The sequence below is a fragment of the Vibrio pacinii DSM 19139 genome (genome assembly GCF_000711795.1).
Taxonomy (GTDB): Bacteria; Pseudomonadota; Gammaproteobacteria; order Enterobacterales; family Vibrionaceae; genus Vibrio; species Vibrio pacinii.
This window is the reverse complement of sequence record NZ_JONH01000017.1, coordinates 1-22,186: the sequence shown is the minus strand read 5'-3', so window position 1 is coordinate 22,186 and position 22,186 is coordinate 1. Positions and strand designations below refer to the sequence as shown.

The window sequence follows — 22,186 nt, the reverse complement described above, 5'->3', positions numbered from 1 at the left end:
CTTATGGAGAATCAAGATAAGTCCGATGATAAGTACACTATTTCATCGCCTAAAACGGCCGCTCGCGGCCGTTTTTGTTGGCGCTTTAACCACCCTTGCCTTCGCGCCCTATCAAATTTGGCCGCTGGCAATAGTCTCTCCGACACTTTTGCTGCTACTGATCCACAAGCAAAGCCCAAAGCAGTCACTGGCGATTGGTTACGCTTGGGGGATAGGTCAGTTCGCGACTGGCATTAGCTGGGTCCACGTTAGCATCGATAGCTTTGGCGGCATGCCCAAGATTGCCAGTGCGCTACTTATGGCGCTACTGGTCGGTTATTTAGCCATCTACAGCGCATTGTTTAGCTGGAGTTTAAACCGTTTTTTCCCGCAATCTAGACGTTCACGTTTACTGCTTGCTGCACCTGCATTGTGGCTTATTTTTGATTGGCTACGCGGCTGGGTAATGACTGGGTTCCCTTGGCTATGGCTCGGCTACAGCCAGATTGATAGCCCACTCGCTCACTTTGCACCGCTTGCCGGTGTTGAGTTAATCACGCTGTTATTGATCATCTGCAGTGGCGCTATCAGCTACGCCGTGCTGCACCGAAAGTGGTCAACACTGGTTGTTCCTGCGGTCATCTTATTGTCTGGCTTTGCACTCCAATCGGCCCAATGGGTAAGCCCACGAGACAGCGAACCAACCAAAGTCGCCCTTATCCAAGGCAATATCGCGCAAGAGCTCAAGTGGCAGCCTAGCCAACGCTGGCCAACCATAATGAAATATACCGATCTGACCCGAGACAACTGGGACGCGGATATTATCATCTGGCCTGAAGCGGCCATTCCAGCGTTTGAGTTTGAGATATCGTCGTATCTCAATAACCTAGATTCCGCGGCAGCAATGAATCACAGCACGATTATCACTGGTATCGTCAATCAAGGTGACAATAAAAAGTTCTATAACAGCATCTTGACCCTAGGGAAAAAGCCGCAGTTAGGTTACCAGTATGATATGGAACAGCGCTACCACAAGCACCACCTGTTGCCATTTGGTGAGTTTGTCCCATTTGAAAGTGTACTGCGCCCTATCGCGCCCTTTTTCAACTTACCCATGTCCTCTTTTACGCCAGGTGACTTCATTCAGCCTAATATAGATGCCAACGGCAAACAGCTTGCACCGGCTTTATGTTACGAAATCATTTTTAATGAACAGGTAAGACAAAATATTACTGATGATACTGACTTTATCCTCACCCTATCGAATGACGCGTGGTTTGGCCGCTCTATCGGGCCGTTGCAACATATGGAAATCGCGCGAATGCGAGCGCTAGAATTGGGTAAACCGGTAATACGCGCAACCAATAATGGTATTACCGCTGTCACAGACTACAAAGGTCATATCATTGCCAAGGTGCCTCAATTTGAGACTGCGGTACTGCGCGCAGAAATACCGTCAATGCAAGGCGACACACCTTATCGACATTTGGGCACCTGGCCTATTTATCTGTGGGTCGTATTGAGCTTGATCGCCGGATGGCGCTTGAAAGACTAACCAGTAAAAGATCAAGGGTTGATGGATAACATCAACCCTTGGTTTTTATCTTACAGCTAGAGCGTGCTGTTACGGCTTGAGTGGCTGGCGGCTAAAGCCCTTACAACCGCATTTAATGCAGGGAATGATCACTGTCGGATGGTTGTACTGGGTTTTATGACCACAATCGTCACAAACTAAGACCCCAAGACCAATCACTTCACCAACTTGGTAGAGCCCTTGATGCTCTAAATCTTCAAATAACTCGACCCACTCGACTTTCGTTCTATCGGTAATTTCAAGTAGCCCTTGCCAGATAGAGTCAGCGATCATCAGATAAAATGGCCCGCTTTTAGATTGTTGATAGTTGTCGGCAAACTCTTTTAAATCGGATTTAACGTACGCCGACACCAGTGAAAGCTCATCTTTAGATAAATCATTGGCCGCCTTTGCCACTTGCCCCGATTTCTCGAGCACATGATTGATTTCTTCGGGACTGTGTTTCAATGTTTCAACCACATCCTCAAGCATCTCTTCATAACCTGCTTTTCGTTTTGGCATAGCGGACCTCCATGATGAATGACACCAACCTGATCATAATCACACCTCAGGTGCTCACTCAAGGCAGAGTTAAGACGATGTGACTATGGATTGACTATTGTTGTGCACCTTTCCTTTAGGTATTCTATGACGATCTATTAATGTCTGTTCTAACCGAACTCACAAATTCCAAGATAACCGGATATCATCGATGCAAGAACAATATAACCCGCAAGATATTGAACAGAAAGTTCAACAGCACTGGGATAACAACAAAACGTTTGTTGTCAGTGAAGACCCAAACAAAGAAAAATTCTACTGTCTGTCTATGTTCCCATACCCAAGTGGCCGACTGCACATGGGTCACGTGCGTAACTATACTATCGGTGATGTGGTATCTCGTTTTCAGCGTCTGCAAGGTAAAAATGTCATGCAGCCTATCGGTTGGGACGCATTTGGTCTACCAGCAGAAAATGCAGCAGTAAAAAATAATACCGCTCCTGCGCCATGGACTTACGAAAATATTGAGTACATGAAAAACCAGCTTAAACTGCTCGGTTTTGGCTACGACTGGAATCGTGAGTTTGCGACCTGTACGCCTGAGTACTACCGTTGGGAACAAGAATTTTTCACTAAGCTTTACAACAAAGGCCTAGTGTATAAAAAGACCTCATCGGTAAACTGGTGTCCAAATGACCAAACGGTATTGGCCAATGAACAAGTAGAAGATGGTTGTTGCTGGCGTTGTGACACTAAAGTCGAACAGAAAGAGATCCCACAGTGGTTTATTAAGATCACTGAATACGCACAAGAATTGCTTGATGATCTTGATAATCTTGATGGTTGGCCAGAAATGGTTAAAACCATGCAGCGCAACTGGATTGGCCGCTCTGAAGGGGTCGAGCTGCGATTTGCCTTGAAGGACGGTGAAGCAGATCTAGAAGTGTACACCACGCGTCCAGACACTCTTATGGGAGTGACTTACGTAGGTATCGCCGCAGGTCACCCACTTGCTGCCATTGCTGCTGAAAATAACCCTGAGCTTGCCACATTCATCGATGAGTGTAAGAACAGCAAAGTCGCTGAAGCTGAACTGGCAACAATGGAGAAGAAAGGTATGGCGACTGGCCTTACTGCTATTCACCCATTGAACGGCCGTGAGGTTCCTATTTACGTAGCCAACTTTGTTCTGATGGATTATGGCACAGGCGCAGTCATGGCGGTCCCAGCTCACGATCAACGTGACTACGAGTTTGCGACTAAGTACGGCATCGATATCATCCCAGTCATCAAACCTGAAGACGGTTCTGAGCTAGATGTTTCTGAAGCGGCATACACTGAGAAAGGCGTATTGTTCGATTCTGGTGAATTCGATGGCCTTGCGTTCCAAGAAGCGTTCAACGCAATTGCAGCAAAGCTTGAAGCTGAAGGCAAAGGTAAGAAGACAGTAAACTTCCGTCTTCGTGACTGGGGTGTTTCTCGTCAACGTTACTGGGGTGCCCCAATCCCAATGGTCACGACTGAAGACGGTGAAGTTCACCCAGTACCAGCAGACCAACTCCCCGTAATTCTTCCTGAAGACGTGGTCATGGACGGCGTAACCAGCCCGATCAAAGCGGACAAAGAGTGGGCAAAGACCACCTTTAACGGTGAGCCAGCTCTGCGTGAAACGGATACGTTCGATACCTTTATGGAATCATCTTGGTACTACGCTCGTTACTGTTCACCACAAGCTGACGACATTCTAGACCCAGAAAAAGCCAACTACTGGCTACCGGTTGACCAATACGTTGGTGGTATCGAGCACGCTTGTATGCACCTGCTTTACTCGCGTTTCTTCCACAAGCTTCTACGTGATGCAGGTTATGTCACCTCTGACGAACCATTCAAGCAGCTACTATGTCAAGGCATGGTTCTAGCTGATGCGTTTTACCACACCAACGAGAAGGGCACTAAAGAGTGGGTTGCTCCAACTGATGTAACGATTGAACGTGATGGTAAAGGTCGTATCGAAAAAGCTGTCGACAACCAAGGTCGCGAAGTTGAGCACTCAGGCATGATCAAAATGTCTAAGTCTAAGAACAACGGTATCGACCCACAAGAGATGGTAGACAAGTACGGTGCAGATACCGTTCGTCTATTTATGATGTTTGCCTCACCTGCCGACATGACACTTGAGTGGCAAGAGTCTGGTGTTGAAGGTGCAAACCGCTTCCTTAAGCGTGTTTGGAAACTGGTTCACGCTCACTCGTCTAAAGGAGCTGCTGAATCGGTTGATGCTTCTGCTCTATCTGGCGATCAAAAAGCACTTCGTCGTGATATCCACAAGACTATCGCCAAAGTAACGGATGATATCGGCCGTCGCCAAACGTTCAACACCGCCATCGCTGCAATCATGGAACTGATGAACAAACTGGCGAAAGCACCTCAAGAGTCTGTACAAGATCGTGCAATTCTTGATGAAGCGCTAAAAGCTGTAGTTCGCATGCTTTACCCAATGACTCCGCACATCTGTTACGAAATGTGGATTGCTCTTGGTGAATCAAACGTTGACTCAGCAACATGGCCAACGTTTGACGAGAAAGCCCTAGTTGAAGACGAAAAGACTATTGTTGTCATGATCAACGGTAAGCTACGTGCGAAACTAACTGTTGCTGCTGACGCGACAGAAGAGCAAGTTCGTGAGCTTGGCCTGAACGACGAGAATGCTAAGAAGTTCCTAGATGGCTTAACTATCCGTAAAGTTATCTTCGTACCTGGCAAGCTTCTGAACATCGTGGCGAACTAATCATCGCTCACTAACGTTAAAGCAGGGCGCACTGCCCTGCTTTACTTATCTTAACACTTTAGCTGTCCTGCTCTGCTTGAGGTAGAGTTTTAAGATAAGTATTCCAATAATCATCGAGAGCCATCAAACTATGTTCCCTCTACGAGTAAGAGCACTATTTACTACACATTCAATCAAAATGACCACCCTCGTTCTCGCTGCCTCTTTGCTGTCGGCTTGTGGCTTTCATCTGCGTGGTGATTACTCGGTTCCTGATGAACTTGAGACGATGTCACTGACCAGCTATGACCAATACAGTAGCTTTACCCGCATGATGAAAGGCCAATTACGTATGAGTGAGATTGAGGTTGTGCCACCCGCGGCCAATGTGCCTAACTTGCACTTGATTAGCGAAGGCGTTGGCGAGCGCACCCTGTCTTTATATCAAAATACCCGTGCCGCTGAGAAAGAGTTGACGTTTAGAGCCTCTTACCGCGTGACGCTGCCTGAGCTCGGCGCAAGAACATTCTCAACCAGCGTGACGCGCAGCTATCTCGATAACCCGCTCACCGCACTGGCGAAATCCGTCGAACGTGACATGATCGAAGATGAAATGCGTAAATTGGCCTCAGCGCAAATTATTCGCCAAATGGCGCGTTTAAAAGCCGACATTGAAGCCAACGAAATCCTAGAGTCAGAACAAGAAGTTCAACTTGGCGCAGAAGAAGAGCAATACCAGATCAAGACGCTCTACTCTGATGAGGGTCAGAACTCAACGTCTACTCACACCAATATGAATCAATAACTGTTATGCGAATTTTCGCTGATCGATTGACAGAGCAGCTCAATAAGCGACTCGACCCTATTTACCTGATCTTTGGTAACGAGCCCTTGTTGGTGCAAGAGTCTCGTCAAGCGATACAACAAGCGGCATTGGCGCAAGGGTTTGAAGAGCGCCATCGCTTCGCCGTCGATAGCTCTCTCGACTGGAATCAAGTCTATGACTGTTGCCAGGCGATGAGTCTATTTTCCGCGCGCCAAGTGATTGAGCTTGAATTGCCAGAAAGCGGCGTTAATGCCGCGATTGGTAAAGAGTTGCTCACCATCGCCTCTGTGTTGCACCCAGACATTCTCTTGTTGGTCATTGGTACTAAGCTGACCAAAGCGCAAGAAAACGCAAAGTGGTTCAAAACGTTAAACCAACATGGTTGCTGGGTCAGTTGCCTAACCCCCGACATTCAGCGATTACCACAATTCGTCCAAGCGCGCTGCCGTAAGCTGGGCCTAAAGCCCGACCCTGAAGCGATACAAATGTTGGCGCAGTGGCATGAAGGTAACCTGTTTGCTCTGACTCAAAGCTTAGAAAAACTGGTTCTGCTCTACCCTGACGGTGAGTTGAACTTAGTTCGCTTGGAGCACGCACTAAGTCGTCATAACCATTTCACCGCATTTCATTGGGTCGATGCGCTATTGGCCGGAAAAGCCAAACGCTCACAGCGGATATTAAGACAGCTTGAAGTAGAAGGCGTCGAAGCGGTGATTCTCATTCGAACCTTACAAAAAGAGCTCACCCAGCTAATGAGTATGGCGAGCTTAATGCAAAGTCAGCCAATGGGGCAGATTTTCGAACACTATCGAATTTGGCAATCTAAACGCCCACTTTACTCTGCCGCTTTGCAAAGACTCAGTTTATCCAACCTCACAAAGCAACTGCAGTTGTTAGCGCAAGCTGAAGTGACGGTAAAAACGCAATATGAGCGCTCATGCTGGCCATTATTGCACCAGTTAAGCTGCGAGCTATGCTTGCCGTCAGTGCGGATATGAAAAGCGTGCTATACTTCGCCGCCGTAAAAAACAGTCAATCACTCAAAATAACGAGGACAACACCTTGCAACTTGAACAGTTAAACGAATTCTTAATCGACAAAATGGATGATATGAAAGCGCAAGATATCAAAACCATCGATGTGCGAGGTAAATCAAGCATTACTGACTTCATGATTGTCTGTACCGGAACCTCTAAACGTCATGTCGCGTCAATCGCCGAGCATGTGGCCAAAGAGTCAAAATTGATCGGCATCGAACCTCTTGCTATTGATGGTCAAGAGCAAGGCGAATGGGTTGTACTCGACATGGCATCAACCATTGTCCACGTAATGCAAGAAGAGCAACGCGAGCTCTATCAACTTGAGAAGCTTTGGGGCTAATCATGAAGATCCAGCTTATCGCAGTCGGAACCAAGATGCCGAAATGGGTTGAAGAAGGATTCCAAGAGTATCGTCGCCGTTTTCCACATGATATGCCACTTGAGCTGGTGGAAATAAGCGCTGGGAAACGTGGCAAAAATGCCGACATTGCAAGAATTCTGCAAAAAGAGGGCGAAGCGATGCTGGCTGCCGTGCCAAAAGGCAACCGAATTGTTACTCTCGACATCCCGGGGAAAAAGTGGGACACCCCACAACTAGCAGAGCAATTAGAAAGCTGGAAACTCGACGCCAGAGATGTCTCTATTTTGATTGGCGGGCCAGAAGGATTGTCACCAGCTTGTAAAGCCGCGGCTGATCAAAGCTGGTCTTTATCTGCGCTAACACTGCCTCATCCTTTGGTGCGTATTGTCATGGCAGAGAGTCTTTATCGAGCGTGGAGCATTACTGCCAACCACCCATACCATCGAGAATAAACGTAGATGTTAAGGAAGCGTACCCAATTTAGGGATTACCATGAAGAAGCGCGATTATTTAAAAATCGCGCTGTTTTTGCTTTCATCGGTATTGTCGCCATGGTTGGTGTACTGATCACTAACCTCTACAACATTCAGATCAATCAATACCAAGACTACAAAACCCGCTCGAACGACAATCGAATTAAAGTGGTGCCCATTGCGCCAAACCGCGGCCTGATCTATGACCGAAATGGCAAACTACTCGCCGAGAACCGACCGGTTTTTAGCCTAGATATTATTCCAGAAAAAGTTAAAGACATGGATGACACCATCCAACGTTTGCAACAATTTCTCACCATTACTCCAGAGCAAGTTGAGCGTTTCAATAAAGAACGTCACCAGACACGTCGTTTTAAATCGGTGCCGATCCTCACTCAGTTAACTCAAGAGCAAGCGGCTAAGTTTTCTGTTCAGCAACACAATTTTCCGGGCGTTGCGATTAACGCGGCCTTAAAACGCCATTACCCATACAGTGAAGTCCTTACCCATGTTATTGGCTACGTATCACGCATTAATGACCGTGATATTGAGCGACTGGTCCGTGAAGAGAAAGACGCGAACTATCAAGCCACGCGCGATATCGGCAAGCTCGGCATTGAGCGCTATTACGAAGATATGTTGCATGGCACTGCAGGCTATCAAGAAGTCGAGGTGAACAGTCGTGGCCGTATTATCCGCACGCTAAAGTATGTTCCTCCCGTGCCGGGTAAAGATATCGTGCTAAATCTCGATATTGATTTACAACTTTACGTGCATAAAATGCTAGACGGACGCCGCGGTGGCGCGGTTGTGCTCGATCCTCATGATAACGGTGTCTTAGCCATGGTCTCTAGTCCAAGCTACGATCCGAACTCTTTTGTTCATGGTATCTCAAGTAAAGCTTATAACGCGCTACTGAATGATAAAAACCGCCCTTTGGTTAACCGCGCGACTCTGGGGATCTACCCACCCGCTTCGACCATTAAACCTTTTATCGCCGTCTCCGCGCTGCAAGAAGGTGTGGTGACACCGTATACCACTCGCAACGACCCTGGCTACTGGAAGATCCCGAATTCAAAAACCAAACCTTTCCGAGATTGGCGACGTTGGGGACACGGTAGAGTCAACATCGTGCAGTCGATTGAAGAGTCAGTCGACACCTTCTTCTATCAAATCGCTTATGATATGGGCATCGATCGAATTTCAAGTTGGATGATGCTGTTCGGATTTGGCGACTACACTGGCATCGACATCTACGAAGAGAGTAAAGCGAATATGCCAACTCGTGACTGGAAAATGTCACGTCACCGGACTCCGTGGTACCAAGGCGACACGATTCCTGTCGGTATTGGCCAAGGTTATTGGACCGCAACCCCGATGCAAATTGCCAAAGCAACATCGGTACTGGTCAAACGTGGTGAAGTGGTCGCTCCGCATTTATTGCGCGCAACCATCAATAATGGCGACCAATTTGACAATCAACAACTGTCTGAGGTGGTAAGCTACCCGCCAATTACTGGCGTTAAAGAGCGCTATTGGGATATGGCACTCGAAGGCATGCGTTTGGTTAACCACGGTAAGAAAGGCACCGCGCGACGAGCGTTTTATAAAACACCGTACATGAGTGGTGGTAAATCAGGAACGGCGCAAGTTTTCGGCCTCGCTGAAGACGAAGAATATAATGCTGACGAAATCGCCGAACACTTACGCGATCATGCCCTCTTTACTGGTTTTGCGCCATTTGACGATCCTAAACTTATCGTCACCATCGTACTTGAAAATGCTGGTGGCGGCTCAGTCAACGGTGCTCCTGTGGCACGACAAATTTTTGATCACGTGTTAGTCGAACAAGACGAGGCAAACTAACCATGGATTTAAACCCAGCAACTGGTCAAAACCGCGCCATGTTTGAGCGTTTTCATATTGATCTGCCATTGCTACTCGGTATTTTGGTTTTGATGGGGTTCGGCCTTGTGGTGATGTACAGCGCCAGTGGCCAAAGCTTAGTCATGATGGACAGACAAGCAATGCGCATGGCTCTCTCTCTCGGCATTATGCTGCTGCTTGCACAAATTCCACCCCGTACTTACGAAGCCCTCGCCCCCTTAATGTTTGTCGGTGGCGTGGTATTACTGCTCGGGGTGCTGTTCTTTGGTGAAGCGTCAAAAGGTGCGCAGCGCTGGCTCAACTTGGGTTTTGTCCGCTTTCAACCATCAGAACTGCTTAAACTGGCGGTGCCCTTAATGGTTGCTCGATATATCGGTAAGCGTCCACTACCCCCCTCACTACAAACGCTAGTGATGTCATTAGTGATGGTGTTTGTACCAACGATTTTAATTGCCAAACAACCCGATTTGGGCACCTCTATCTTAATTGCTGCTTCAGGTATCTTTGTTATCTTCTTAGCAGGGATAAGTTGGAAGATCATCTTCGCTGCGGTGTGCGGTGTCGGGGCTTTCTTGCCTGTGTTGTGGTTTTTCTTAATGCGTGAGTACCAGAAAGTAAGGGTACGAACGCTGTTCAACCCCGAATCCGATCCACTCGGCGCAGGTTATCACATCATTCAAAGTAAGATTGCGATTGGTTCCGGAGGCGTATCAGGCAAAGGTTGGTTACAAGGGACTCAGTCTCAGCTTGAATTTCTTCCTGAGCGCCATACCGATTTCATTTTTGCTGTGATTGCCGAGGAATGGGGCATGATAGGTATCTTACTGCTGCTCAGCCTTTACCTCTTTATTATTGGTCGTGGTTTGATGCTGGCCAGTAAAGCACAAACCGCATTTGGGCGCATGATGGCAGGCAGTATCGTACTGAGCTTCTTCGTTTACGTATTCGTCAATATTGGCATGGTCAGTGGCATCTTGCCCGTGGTAGGTGTACCGCTACCGCTGATCAGTTATGGTGGCACCTCGATGGTGACCTTGATGGCTGGTTTTGGCATCTTAATGTCCATCCACACTCATAGAAAAGCGTTCTCAAAGGCAATTTAAATGACTCATAAGCTCCTTATCGCCGCGGCGATTGTTCTATTGACCGCGCTCGCGGGTTGTTCATCATCGAGTCGCTACAGCATTGATAACGATGTCGCTCCCGATGCACCGATCAATGTCGACCATATCGAAGATGCCACACCACAATATGAGTCGTACAGTTTAGGGGGCAATAGTGATTACACCCTACGTGGTCAGCGCTATAAGATCATCAAGCAGCCCAAAGGGTTTAAACAACAGGGCACGGCCTCTTGGTACGGTAAAAAGTTTCACGGCCACCTGACCTCCAATGGTGAAATTTATGATATGTATTCGATGACAGCCGCGCATAAAGAACTGCCGATTCCAAGTTATGTAAAAGTGACGAACCAAGATAATGGAAAAACCGCCATCGTAAGGGTCAATGACCGTGGTCCGTTCCACCAAGGGCGCATCATTGATCTGAGTTATGCGGCGGCCATTAAGCTAGATGTCATCCGCACTGGTACCGCCAATGTGAGTATTGAAGTGATTAGTGTTGATAAACCCTCTCAACCTCGCAGCAATAAATCACACCATCAATACGTGGTACAAGTTGCTTCATCACAGCATAAAGACCGCGTTGAAACTTTAGCGCAAGATCTGAGTCAAAAGCTTGCAGTCAAAAGCTATGTTGGTTCTTCAGACAGCTTACATCGCGTTTTTTTAGGCCCTTTCAGCGACTATATGTTGACTCAAAAAGCGCTTGAACAAGTGAAAGCGCTCGGTTATACCAGTGCTTTTGTTAAATCTCGTTAGTCTTCAATCCAGTGTTTCCCTTGAGCAACACTGATTTGAGTGATTGATTCTGTTAAGATATGGACAGTTAAAGATAATTCTGTAGTGACTATGAAAAAAACAACGCTAATTAAAACCGCCTTTGCATCTTCTATTGCACTTTCTGCAACGTTCGCATCGAGTGCTTTCGCATCACCTATTGTGGTTCCTGATGCTCCTCAAATCGCGGCAAAAGGCTATGTACTGATGGACTTCCATTCAGGCAAAGTGCTCGCAGAAAAAGAGATGAATACTAAGCTCTCACCAGCGAGTTTGACCAAGATGATGACTAGCTACGTCATTGGCCAAGAACTTGAACGCGGTAATATTTCACTGCAAGACGATGTGACCATCAGTAAAAATGCCTGGGCGAAAAACTTCCCTGACTCGTCGAAAATGTTCATCGAAGTGGGTACCACCGTAAAAGTGGACGAGCTCAACCGCGGCATTATCATTCAATCAGGTAACGATGCTTGTGTTGCGATGGCAGAGCATATTGCCGGTTCAGAAGATGCCTTTGTCGATCTGATGAATGCTTGGGCCGACACCATCGGCATGAAAGATACTAATTTTGCCAACGTCCACGGTTTAGACAATCCAAACCTGTACTCGACCCCATATGATATGGCACTGCTTGGTAGCGCGTTGATTCGTGATGTACCCGATGAGTATCGCATCTACTCTGAAAAGAAATACACTTACAACGGCATCACCCAATATAACCGTAACGGCCTGCTTTGGGATAAGAGCATGAACGTTGACGGCATCAAAACGGGCCATACCAGCAACGCCGGCTATAGTTTAGTCAGCTCAGCGACCGAAGGTAAAATGCGTTTAGTTGCGGTTGTGATGGGTACACGCGATGCCAACGCGCGTAAATCGGAAAGTAAAAAGCTGCTTAGCTATGGCTTTCGCTTCTTCGAAACTGTTGCGCCACACAAAGCAGGCGAAACCTTTGTTGAAGAAAAAATCTGGATGGGCAATAAAGACACCGTCGCGCTTGGTTTAGATCAAGACACATACGTAACCCTTCCACGCGGCCAGGCGAAAAGCTTGCAAGCGAGCTTTATCCTTGAAAAAGAGCTTGAAGCCCCAATAATGAAAGGTGACGTAGTTGGTAAGCTATACTACCAACTAGAAGGTGATGACATTGCTGAGTACCCTCTTCTTGCTCTTGAAGATGTCGAGCAAGGTAGCCTATTTAGCCGCCTATGGGATTACATTGTAATGCTAGTTAAGAGCTTCTTGTAATTCATACAGTTAGTTTATAAAGAGCCGCCTAGTGCGGCTTTTTTCATTTACCCCCCTATCGTGGTAGCTTGAGATCCTTGTCAATTGGCAGTACTATTTCGCGCTGATAACGACGATTTTCTAAACTTGGAGTTCCAAAATGCTGAACATTAACTCAGATGCAAAACTGAAAGACCTGCTTGAGTTCCCTTGTTCTTTCACATACAAGGTCATGGGCCACGCGAAGCCAGAACTGCCAGAAAAGGTTCTAGCAGTGATTCAACGCCATGCTCCAGGTGATTACAGTCCTTCAGTCAAACCAAGTGCGAAAGGTAACTATCACTCAGTCTCAATCAACATCACAGCGATATCGATTGAACAGGTAGAAATTCTGTATAAAGAACTGGGTGAAATCGACATTGTGCGCATGGTTCTATAATTTAATTTGATTTAATCAAAATTTTTTGAAAGCAGCGCGAGCTGCTTTCTTTTTATAGATCAAATAGATAAAAAGACGACAAAGACTCTAAGGTTAAAAATGTGTTGCTGAGATATAGAGCCTTATCCAGAAGCAGTTTATAATCCTTTCACTTTATTAATCGACGATGGAAGTACGCAATGCACAACCAGCTTGTAATAAAACATCTAGGAAGACAGGATTACGAGCCAATTTGGCAAGCAATGCATAACTTTACCGACAATCGAAGGGACAACACGCCCGATGAAGTATGGCTAGTCGAACATAACCCTGTATTTACTCAAGGACAAGCCGGTAAAGCGGAACACCTACTAAATACCGGTGACATTCCTGTCGTTCAAAGTGATCGTGGCGGTCAAGTGACTTATCACGGCCCAGGACAACTGGTCGCCTACTTCCTAATTAACCTTCGTCGTAAAAAACTCGGTGTACGAGATCTCGTCACGCATATCGAGAACCTCGTAATTAATACCCTAAAAGCATACAATATCGACGCCGCAGCACGCCCAGATGCTCCCGGCGTTTATGTCGACGGTAAAAAGATCTGCTCTTTAGGACTAAGAATTCGCAAAGGTTGTTCATTTCACGGCTTAGCTCTGAATGTCAACATGGACCTTGCTCCTTTTCAGCGCATTAATCCCTGTGGGTATGCCGGTATGGAGATGGCTCAGGTCAGCCAATTGGGTGGACCTGATAATATCGCTCAGGTTGAAAACAAGCTAGTCGAAGAGCTAGTCGCACTGCTTGGTTATGAGCAAGTGAACACTGTCTCACTAACCAATCAATAGACCATCAGCAACGAGAAGTAAGAGAAGCATGAGTAAACCAATCCAAATGGAAAAAGGCGTTAAATATCGTGACGCTGATAAGATGGCATTGATCCCTGTAAAGAACATGCCAACCGAGCAGAAACAAGTTCTTCGTAAACCTGACTGGATGAAGATCAAACTGCCAGCAGATAGCCAACGTATCCAAGACATTAAGTCAGCGATGCGTAAAAATAACCTGCACTCTGTTTGTGAAGAAGCATCATGCCCAAACCTTGCTGAATGTTTCAATCACGGTACGGCGACCTTCATGATTCTTGGCGCCATTTGTACTCGTCGCTGTCCATTCTGTGATGTTGCCCATGGTCGTCCACTGGCTCCTGAAAACGATGAGCCTAAAAAACTGGCGAAAACCATTCAAGACATGAAGCTCAAGTACGTGGTCATCACCTCTGTTGACCGTGATGATCTCCGTGATGGTGGTGCGCAACATTTCGCCGATTGTAATCGCGAGATCCGTGTGTTGAACCCAAACATTAAGATTGAAACTTTGGTTCCCGACTTCCGCGGACGCATGGACGTAGCGCTTGAGCTGATGAAAGACAATCCGCCAGATGTGTTTAACCACAATTTAGAAACGGCTCCTCGCCTGTACCGCAAAGCTCGTCCGGGAGCTAACTACAAGTGGTCATTAGAGCTGTTACAAAAATTCAAACAGCAACACCCTAATATTCCGACTAAATCAGGCTTGATGATGGGCTTGGGTGAAACCAAACAAGAGATCGTAGAAGTTCTGAAAGATTTACGTGCACATGGCGTAACAATGCTGACTCTCGGTCAGTACCTTGCTCCGAGCCGTCACCACTTACCAGTCGAGCGTTATGTGCCACCATCAGAGTTTGATGAACTCAAAGAAATCGCGCTTGAACTAGGCTTTACCCACGCAGCTTGTGGCCCCTTTGTACGTTCTTCGTACCACGCCGACCTTCAAGCACAAGGCGTTGAAATTAGCTAAACGATATTCAACTCTAATAAATAAGCTGACTAATAAGTCGGCTTTTTTTATATCGCTTATTGAATGAAACTGCACTCTTATATAGTCTAACCACTAACCGATATCTATTCGTACAATAATTAAACAGACCATCCAAGGATCTCCTATGAAAACATTTGGACTGATTGCGTTAACGGCATTAGTGGCAGTGACAGCGGGGTGTGCTTCAAACACCGATCAAGATAACTTCCGTGAAGCGTCATTCGAATTGTGCAATACCGAAGTGGATATTTACTCAGTCAGTGATGATGGCCGGGTACGTATCGTCTGTTCGGATGGTTCTAAATTTGCCCTGACCAGTGAAGAAACGCTCAGCACAATGCGAGATATCAATATCGACTATTGTGATGGTGAAGGGTTAGGTAAGTTTAATGAAAGTAGCAAGTACTACTCGTTTAGATGTAAGTCAGGCACTTTGCTGAGCCTACCAAAGTAACGGGCAACCCAAAGTCAGCGACAAAAAAATAGCCTCCATCGTGGAGGCTATTATGATCTTGTGCAGAGTAATTAAGCGTAAACAGGTAGGCGCTTACAGATCGCCAGAACTTTTTGTTTGGTCGCTTCAACTACATCTTGTTGACCGATGTTATCTAGAACATCACACATCCAATTCGCAAGCTCTTTCGCGTCTTCCTCAGTGAAACCACGACGAGTGATCGCCGGTGTACCAACACGGATACCTGAAGTCACGAATGGGCTACGTGGATCATTTGGTACTGAGTTCTTGTTAACAGTGATGTTCGCAGAGCCAAGTGCCGCGTCAGCATCTTTACCCGTGATGTCTTTGTCGATTAGGTCAACGAGGAACAGGTGATTTTCAGTACTGTTAGAAACAATCTTGTAACCACGCTCTTGGAACTGGCCGACCATTGCTTTCGCATTTTTAACAACACGTGCTTGATAGGCTTTAAACTCAGGCTCCATCGCTTCTTTGAATGCCACCGCTTTACCAGCAATAACATGCATTAGAGGGCCACCTTGACCACCAGGGAAGACGGCTGAGTTGAGCTTCTTGTACATCTCTTCGCCAGCATTTGACAAAATCAAACCGCCACGAGGGCCTGCTAACGTTTTATGTGTTGTTGTCGTAACAACATGGGCATGAGGAACTGGTGTTGGGTATTCACCAGCAGCAATAAGACCCGCAACGTGCGCCATATCGACAAACAAGTAAGCGTCTGCCTTGTCAGCGATTTCACGCATGCGCTTCCAATCAACGATTTGAGAATACGCAGAGAAACCACCGATGATCATCTTCGGCTTATGCTCTAGTGCCAGTGCTTCCATTTCGTCGTAGTTGATTTGACCCGCTTCGTCGATACCGTAAGGGATAACGTTGTAGTGTTTACCCGAAAAGTTAACCGGTGAACCATGAGTCAGGTGACCGCCGTGTGCCAAGCTCATACCAAGAACCGTATCGCCAGGATTAAGCAGCGCCATGTACACGGCACTGTTAGCTTGAGAGCCAGAGTGTGGCTGAACGTTGGCATATTCGCAGCCAAACAGCTGACAGGCACGATCAATCGCTAATGTTTCCGCCTTATCAACATACTCACAGCCGCCGTAGTAACGCTTGCCTGGGTAGCCTTCAGCGTACTTGTTGGTGAGCTGGGAGCCTTGCGCTTCCATTACACGTGGGCTGGTGTAGTTTTCAGAAGCGATAAGTTCAATGTGTTCTTCCTGGCGAAGAGTTTCTTCTTGGATAGCTGCGAACAGTTCCGCATCGTAATCCGCGATGTTCATATCACGCTTTAGCATCTGTATCTCCTGACTCAGATTAAGACTTAATGTGGCAAAAAAACTGACATTTGATCCTTATAATTTGCGCATTTATTGCCGCGCAAACGTTTGCATCAAGCTAATGACGCGCATTCTACATAATTTGATCTGGGTCATAAAGAGAAAAATTCACTTTTTCTCATGCAGTTTTTTCATAATGCTTTACGAAGAATATCATGTTGAGCATTTCTCTCGCCTTAAATCAAGAGAAGTGTCAATTTTGTCCTTTACACTCCGTAAAACCATGATTACATAGGTTTACCTTAAATTTCACCCCCAAGCTACCGAAATCCTTATTTTTTACATAGTATGCACGCCATTATTTGCTCGATAAATTTAAAATTGATGGAAAAACACTCACGTAAAGAAGATTGGATCGCAATTCTAACTGGCACTTTTCTCGTCGCCCAAGGCTTCTTCTTCCTCCAGTCCGCCTCACTCCTTACCGGAGGGACCGCAGGGCTGGCGCTTCTTGCAAGCCAAATCACCACTTTATCGTTGGGAACGCTCTATTTTGTAGCCAACAGCCCTTTCTATCTACTGGCTTGGCGACGCTTTGGTGCCCGCTTTGCAGTCAATAGCGCGATTTCAGGTGCACTGGTCTCTGTTTTTACTGATCATCTCTACCTTGTGATCAGTCTCGAAGCCATCAATCCGGTTTACTGCTCTGTGGCGGGTGGTTTGCTGATGGGTTTGGGCATGCTAATTCTGTTTCGTCATCGCTCGAGTTTGGGTGGTTTCAATGTATTGTGTCTGTATATTCAAGATAAATTCGGTATCTCGGTAGGAAAAACTCAACTCGCGATTGATTTCTCGATCTTGCTCGGCTCACTGCTATTTGTCTCACCTCAAACTATCTTGTTATCGATTATCGGTGCTGTCGCGCTCAACCTCGTACTCGCGATGAATCATAAACCGACTCGCTATTCAGTCAATTACGGCTAATAACTTACCCCCTCAAATCCAAGTTATAAAAAAGCCCGCATTTATCGCGGGCTTGGTTCTATCTATCTTGTCTTCTGGGTTAACTGAGCTCACCATGTGATGCTCGCGCTTTTACATCAAGATCCAGTTCTTTATTCAGTTCGGCCTCAACATGACCAGGTGACTGAGTTCGAGCAGACACTAGACGATACATCGCCGGAATGACGAACAAGGTAACCAAAGTGGCAAAAGCCATACCAAAGAAAATCACCGTACCGACCGACACACGGCTCTCATAACCAGCCCCCGAAGAGAGTATCAGTGGAATCGCTCCTGCAAGCGTCGTAAAGGCAGTCATCATGATCGGACGTAAACGACGCGCTGACGCATCAATGATCGCTTTTTCAAATTCAATGCCACGATCACGCAACTGATTGGCAAACTCAACGATCAGAATACCGTTTTTAGTCACCATACCAATCAACATAATCATGCCGATTTGACTATAGATGTTTAGCCCTTCTCCCATCACAAACAGACCCAAGAAACCACCAAAAACGCCCATAGGTACCGTCAACATCACCACCAAAGGGTTGATAAAGCTTTCAAACTGGGCAGCCAATACCAGATAAGCCACCAATAAAGCGAGACCAAACACCACCAGCACACTCGATTGATTCTCTTTATAATCTTTTGATTCGCCTGAATAGCTTACCGAAAGATCGCCTGGCAGCATCTCAATCGCTTGCTGATCAAGATAATCCAACGCTTCACCCAAGGTGTAACCTTCTGATAAGTTAGCCGTAATGGTTATCGACTTTTGCTTATTGTAGTGCGATAAGCGAATCGACGACGCAACCTCTTCAATCTTGGTTACGGCATCTAATGTCACCAACTCGCCTGAAGAAGTACGCATATAGATTTGGCTCAAATCGTCAGCATTGTTAAAGCTGTTTTCATCACCACGCAGATAAACATCGTACTCTTCGCCGCGCTCGACAAAAGTGGTTTCACTTTTACCGCCTAACATAATCTCTAAGGTGTCGGAAATATCCTTAACGCTGATGCCAAGTTCTGCAGCGCGTTGCTTGTCGATGGTGACGACCAATTCCGGGGTTTTCTCTGAGTAGTTAATATCGGCCCCTTCCATATAAGGCGATGCTTCCGCTAACTGCTCAAGTTTTTCAGCCCACATACGAAGTTCTGGAAAGTCAGAGCCGCCCAATACAAACTGTACAGGCTCACTAGAACCACCTCTAAAGCCCGGCGTAAATGGGAACACCCGCACATCGGCAATCCCAGACAGCGCTTTACGCACTTCGCCCAAGGCTTGTTGCGCGTTCAGCTCTCGCTCGTTCCAATCGTCTAGGATCATAATCACAAAGCCCGTCTGATCGCCGGCATTACCACCAAAGGCTGGTGACTGAATACTGAATGACTTGAGGAATCCTTGACCTAATAAGGGTAACAAGCGCTGCTCAATCACGTCCATATTCTCTGCCATGCGGTTATAACTGGTCGCGTCCGCGCCGCGTACAAACGCAAAGATCACGCCACGGTCTTCAGAAGGAGTCAGCTGAGAAGGTACTTGCTGCATTAGTCCCCAACTTCCGCCCATACAGGCCACAATCACAATCGGTGCCACCCACTTCCAACGCAGGGCGAGTGTTAATGAACGGCGATAAGCTGATTCTAAATGACCGAACAGACGATCAATAAACAGATTAAAACGACTCGGTTTGACATTGGCTTTGAGTAATTTACTGCCCAGAACAGGCGTTAACGTTAACGCGATTAACGAAGAAAAAATCACTGACATCGCCAACAGCACCGAAAATTCGGTAAACAGCAGACCAACCATACCATCCATGAAAGAGATCGGCAGAAAGACCATGACGAGCACCAGTGTCGTGGCAACAACAGCAAAGCCGACCTCACGCGTGCCTTTATAAGCCGCCAGCAGTGGTTTCTCACCTCTTTCGATATGATGGAAAATGTTTTCGACCACCACAATGGCATCATCGACCACCAAACCTATCGACAAAATCAGCGCCATTAAGGTGATCAGGTTAATCGAAAAACCGAAGTAGTAAGCGGCAATAAAAGAGGAAATCAACGACACTGGCACCGTTACCGCAGGAATCAAAGTTGCTCTGACTTGGCCGATAAAGATATACAACACCAGAATCACCAATCCCCCAGTAATAAATAGCGTGTTGTACACCTCCGAGATTGAACGCTCGATAAACACCGTCGAGTCATAATCAATCGCCAAACGGGTGCCTTCAGGTAAAAACTGCTGAATATCATCAACTTGTTTGTGCACTAACTCAGCCACATCGAGCGGGTTGGCATCCGACTGAGGCACTATCCCCATGCTGACATTGACCACACCATCGCTTTTAAAGGTTGAGTTTTCGTTTTCTGCGCCAATGTAAACATCGGCAACATCACGCAGGTAAATGGGGGTATTGTCGCTGGCGCGCTTGACCACTAGGTACTCAAAATCTTGCGCTTGCTTATAGCTGCGCGCCGTTCTGACCGACATTACAATCTGATCGTTACGCACTTCTCCACCTGGGCTCTCAAGGTTTTCATTGCGCAGTGCAGAGGTAATGTCTGAAGTGGTCACGCCCCGCCCAGCCATTTGATCAGGCTTAAGTTTGACGTACATAACTTTGTACAAACCGCCAGAAACGTCGACGGAACTCACCCCCGAGATCAAACTGAAACGATCGAGCAAGACCCGCTCTACATAATCAGTCAATTGCGTTCGATCCATCTCAGACGAGCTCAAGTTGATATACAGTGAGGCTTGTCCTGAACCATTGTTCTTATACACCACAGGATCGTCAGCTTCATCAGGAAGTGAACGCTGCGCGCGCGCAACCGCATCACGAACATCGCTTACGCCAGTATTAAGGTCATAACCCAACTCAAAGGTGATGGTGATGCGCGACATGCTATTGCGCGTCGTCGATTCAATCTCATCAATGCCACTAATGCCAGACAACTGATCTTCCAGAACCGACGTAATCTGACTCTCAATTATGGTCGCTGATGCACCTTCATAACGCGTACTGATCGACACCACCGGATTTTCGATATCTGGCATCTCACGCACCGCGAGCTTACTAAAAGAAACAATACCAAAGACACACAGCAGCAAACTCAACACCACAGCGGCAACCGGGCGTTTGACAGAAATATCAGACAGCAGCATTAGTTCGCTCCTTGCTGACTGATTTTAGCGCTTTGGCCAAGCTCTTTGACTTCAACGCCATCGCGCATATTGACGATACCTTGAACGACGATTTTATCGCCAATCGCGATGCCCTGTTCAATCACCACTTGGTTTTCAACCCGAGCGCCTAAGGTCACTTCGGTTCGCGTCGCTTTATTGTCTTCACCTACCACATAGACGTAACGTTTAGTGCCTGAGTACTCTAGCGCTTGTACGGGGATAATCGGCGCTTCAATCGCAGGGAAGTCCATATCTGCCGACACTAGCATCCCCGGTTTAAGCTCTAAGTCTGGGTTAGGAAAATGGACACGAACTCGCAAGTTTAACGTCTGTTGATTAATACGAGAGTCAATCGCGACCAATTCACCGACAAACACTTGACCAGGCCAAGCTGCGGTAGTGGCACTGACTTTCATTCCTTTAGCCAGTTGAGAGAGGTAACGCTCCGGTACTTGCAAATCAAGTTGCATCACCGAAAGGTTGTCGAGCGTGATGAGTTCACTGCCCGCTGTCACCATTTTGCCGCGGCTAAAGTCAATCAAGCCGACCGTGCCTGCAAAGGGAGCGGTAATATGCAAATCTTTTAAATTAGCGTTGGCGGCATCAAGACGAGCTTGAGCAATGTCCACGTTGGTTTTCTGCGCATTGATCGCGGTCTGTGTAATTGCGCTACTTTTTACCAGTCGTTCATACTCTTGCAAAATACGCTGCTGATCTTTCAAATACGCTTTGGCTTCAGCCAATGCCGCCCGTGATTTATCGTCATCAAGCTTTATCAATAACTGTCCTTTATTGACCTTTTGGTTGGCATTGACCGCTATAACGTCAATCTTGCCTGTCACTTCCGATGAGATCATCACCGCTTGCTCGGCATCCATTTTTCCCACTAAAGCCAACGACTGAGAGACTTGATGGATTTGCACCGGTTCAGTCACCACCGTCACTGCTGACGATTTTGCTCGGTTAGCAAAAGAACTCGGCGCTGCAACAAGCATAGACACGGAGAGTAAACTCAGAATAATTTTATTTTTCATGATTTAGATTCTGCATAAATAAACTCGATATATTGTAGCGAGTTATACGGATTAAAAACGTCAAGGAATGTAAAGAACGAGAAATAATATGTAAGCAAAGTCGTTGATTGTTTAGCCTTTGTGGTTGATTTTCACCATCTTTGCCCAAAAAGACATCATTCAGCGTAAAATTATAGGAAAAACGCTTTACAGCTTTTACGAGTTTGCTATTATGCGCTCCGCACTTGAGCAATGTGTTGGGAAAACATTTCTTAAGCTTATTCCTTTTAGGAGTAAGAAAACACCCTGGAGGGGTTCCCGAGTGGCCAAAGGGATCAGACTGTAAATCTGCTGGCACTGCCTTCGATGGTTCGAATCCGTCCCCCTCCACC

General features: G+C 46.7%; 19 protein-coding genes and 1 tRNA gene. 16 read left to right on the top strand and 4 right to left on the bottom strand.

The features are described from left to right. Positions 1-25 precede the first annotated feature (25 nt). Positions 26-1,534: an apolipoprotein N-acyltransferase gene (gene lnt, locus BS19_RS11760; protein WP_038175490.1), complete on the top strand. Its 1,509-nt coding sequence runs from the start codon at positions 26-28 to the stop codon at positions 1,532-1,534. A 69-nt stretch (positions 1,535-1,603) separates the two neighbouring features. On the opposite strand, the gene BS19_RS11755 is transcribed toward lnt, so the two are convergent. After that, entirely contained in the window at positions 1,604-2,074 is a 471-nt protein-coding gene (locus BS19_RS11755; RefSeq protein ID WP_038175489.1) for a zinc ribbon-containing protein, read from the bottom strand. A 190-nt stretch (positions 2,075-2,264) separates the two neighbouring features. Between BS19_RS11755 and leuS the strand changes: the two genes are divergently transcribed. The 13 genes from leuS (at position 2,265) to BS19_RS11690 (ending at position 15,270) form a co-directional block, all read left to right on the top strand. Beyond that, positions 2,265-4,841 carry a leucine--tRNA ligase gene (gene leuS, locus BS19_RS11750; protein WP_038175488.1) on the top strand — a complete coding sequence of 859 codons (2,577 nt, stop codon included), beginning with the start codon at positions 2,265-2,267 and terminating at the stop codon, positions 4,839-4,841. A 130-nt stretch (positions 4,842-4,971) separates the two neighbouring features. Then, positions 4,972-5,625 carry an LPS-assembly lipoprotein LptE gene (locus BS19_RS11745; RefSeq protein WP_038175487.1) on the top strand — a complete coding sequence of 218 codons (654 nt, stop codon included), beginning with the start codon at positions 4,972-4,974 and terminating at the stop codon, positions 5,623-5,625. A gap of 5 nt (positions 5,626-5,630) precedes the next feature. Beyond that, positions 5,631-6,644 carry a DNA polymerase III subunit delta gene (holA, locus tag BS19_RS11740; RefSeq protein WP_038175486.1) on the top strand — a complete coding sequence of 338 codons (1,014 nt, stop codon included), beginning with the start codon at positions 5,631-5,633 and terminating at the stop codon, positions 6,642-6,644. A 64-nt stretch (positions 6,645-6,708) separates the two neighbouring features. Continuing rightward, positions 6,709-7,026 (top strand): ribosome silencing factor, encoded by a 318-nt coding sequence (gene rsfS, locus BS19_RS11735; protein WP_038175485.1) that lies wholly within the window; start codon positions 6,709-6,711, stop codon positions 7,024-7,026. 2 nt (positions 7,027-7,028) lie between these two features. After that, entirely contained in the window at positions 7,029-7,499 is a 471-nt protein-coding gene (gene rlmH / locus BS19_RS11730; RefSeq protein ID WP_038175484.1) for a 23S rRNA (pseudouridine(1915)-N(3))-methyltransferase RlmH, read from the top strand. Between the two features lie 6 nt (positions 7,500-7,505). Continuing rightward, on the top strand, positions 7,506-9,386 hold the full coding sequence (gene mrdA, locus BS19_RS11725; protein WP_038175483.1) for a penicillin-binding protein 2: 1,881 nt from the start codon (positions 7,506-7,508) through the stop codon (positions 9,384-9,386). A 2-nt stretch (positions 9,387-9,388) separates the two neighbouring features. Continuing rightward, entirely contained in the window at positions 9,389-10,510 is a 1,122-nt protein-coding gene (gene rodA / locus BS19_RS11720) for a rod shape-determining protein RodA (RefSeq protein WP_038175482.1), read from the top strand. Then, positions 10,511-11,287, top strand: a complete 777-nt coding sequence (locus BS19_RS11715) for a septal ring lytic transglycosylase RlpA family protein (protein WP_038175481.1) — start codon at positions 10,511-10,513, stop codon at positions 11,285-11,287. A 90-nt stretch (positions 11,288-11,377) separates the two neighbouring features. Further along, a complete protein-coding gene (locus BS19_RS11710) occupies positions 11,378-12,556 on the top strand; it encodes a serine hydrolase (RefSeq protein WP_038175480.1) in 1,179 nt (392 codons plus the stop codon). Positions 12,557-12,695: 139 nt separating this feature from the next. Next, positions 12,696-12,974, top strand: coding sequence for a DUF493 family protein YbeD (gene ybeD / locus BS19_RS11705; protein WP_038175479.1), 279 nt, complete (start codon positions 12,696-12,698; stop codon positions 12,972-12,974). Between the two features lie 179 nt (positions 12,975-13,153). Then, positions 13,154-13,801, top strand: a complete 648-nt coding sequence (gene lipB / locus BS19_RS11700; protein ID WP_038175478.1) for a lipoyl(octanoyl) transferase LipB — start codon at positions 13,154-13,156, stop codon at positions 13,799-13,801. A gap of 28 nt (positions 13,802-13,829) precedes the next feature. Beyond that, the gene (lipA, locus tag BS19_RS11695; protein WP_038175477.1) at positions 13,830-14,795 is read left to right on the top strand and encodes a lipoyl synthase; all 966 of its coding nucleotides are present in this window, start codon (positions 13,830-13,832) and stop codon (positions 14,793-14,795) included. A gap of 145 nt (positions 14,796-14,940) precedes the next feature. Further along, positions 14,941-15,270, top strand: a complete 330-nt coding sequence (locus BS19_RS11690; protein ID WP_038175476.1) for a hypothetical protein — start codon at positions 14,941-14,943, stop codon at positions 15,268-15,270. 71 nt (positions 15,271-15,341) lie between these two features. On the opposite strand, the gene glyA is transcribed toward BS19_RS11690, so the two are convergent. Beyond that, a complete protein-coding gene (gene glyA / locus BS19_RS11685) occupies positions 15,342-16,592 on the bottom strand; it encodes a serine hydroxymethyltransferase (RefSeq protein WP_038175475.1) in 1,251 nt (416 codons plus the stop codon). 366 nt (positions 16,593-16,958) lie between these two features. Here glyA and BS19_RS11680 point away from each other — a divergent pair, with 366 nt between their 5' ends. Then, entirely contained in the window at positions 16,959-17,558 is a 600-nt protein-coding gene (locus tag BS19_RS11680) for a YitT family protein (protein WP_038175474.1), read from the top strand. A gap of 79 nt (positions 17,559-17,637) precedes the next feature. Here BS19_RS11680 and vexH read toward each other — a convergent pair whose 3' ends face one another. Together vexH and BS19_RS11670 are read right to left on the bottom strand one after the other, a co-directional pair. Further along, positions 17,638-20,760, bottom strand: a complete 3,123-nt coding sequence (vexH, locus tag BS19_RS11675) for a vibriobactin export RND transporter permease subunit VexH (RefSeq protein ID WP_038175473.1) — start codon at positions 20,758-20,760, stop codon at positions 17,638-17,640. Beyond that, the gene (locus tag BS19_RS11670) at positions 20,760-21,815 is read right to left on the bottom strand and encodes an efflux RND transporter periplasmic adaptor subunit (protein ID WP_038175472.1); all 1,056 of its coding nucleotides are present in this window, start codon (positions 21,813-21,815) and stop codon (positions 20,760-20,762) included. Before BS19_RS11670 ends, vexH begins: the two co-directional genes overlap by 1 nt. Positions 21,816-22,102: 287 nt before the next feature. Here BS19_RS11670 and BS19_RS11665 point away from each other — a divergent pair. Further along, positions 22,103-22,184 (top strand) — tRNA-Tyr (locus BS19_RS11665). Positions 22,185-22,186 lie beyond the last annotated feature (2 nt).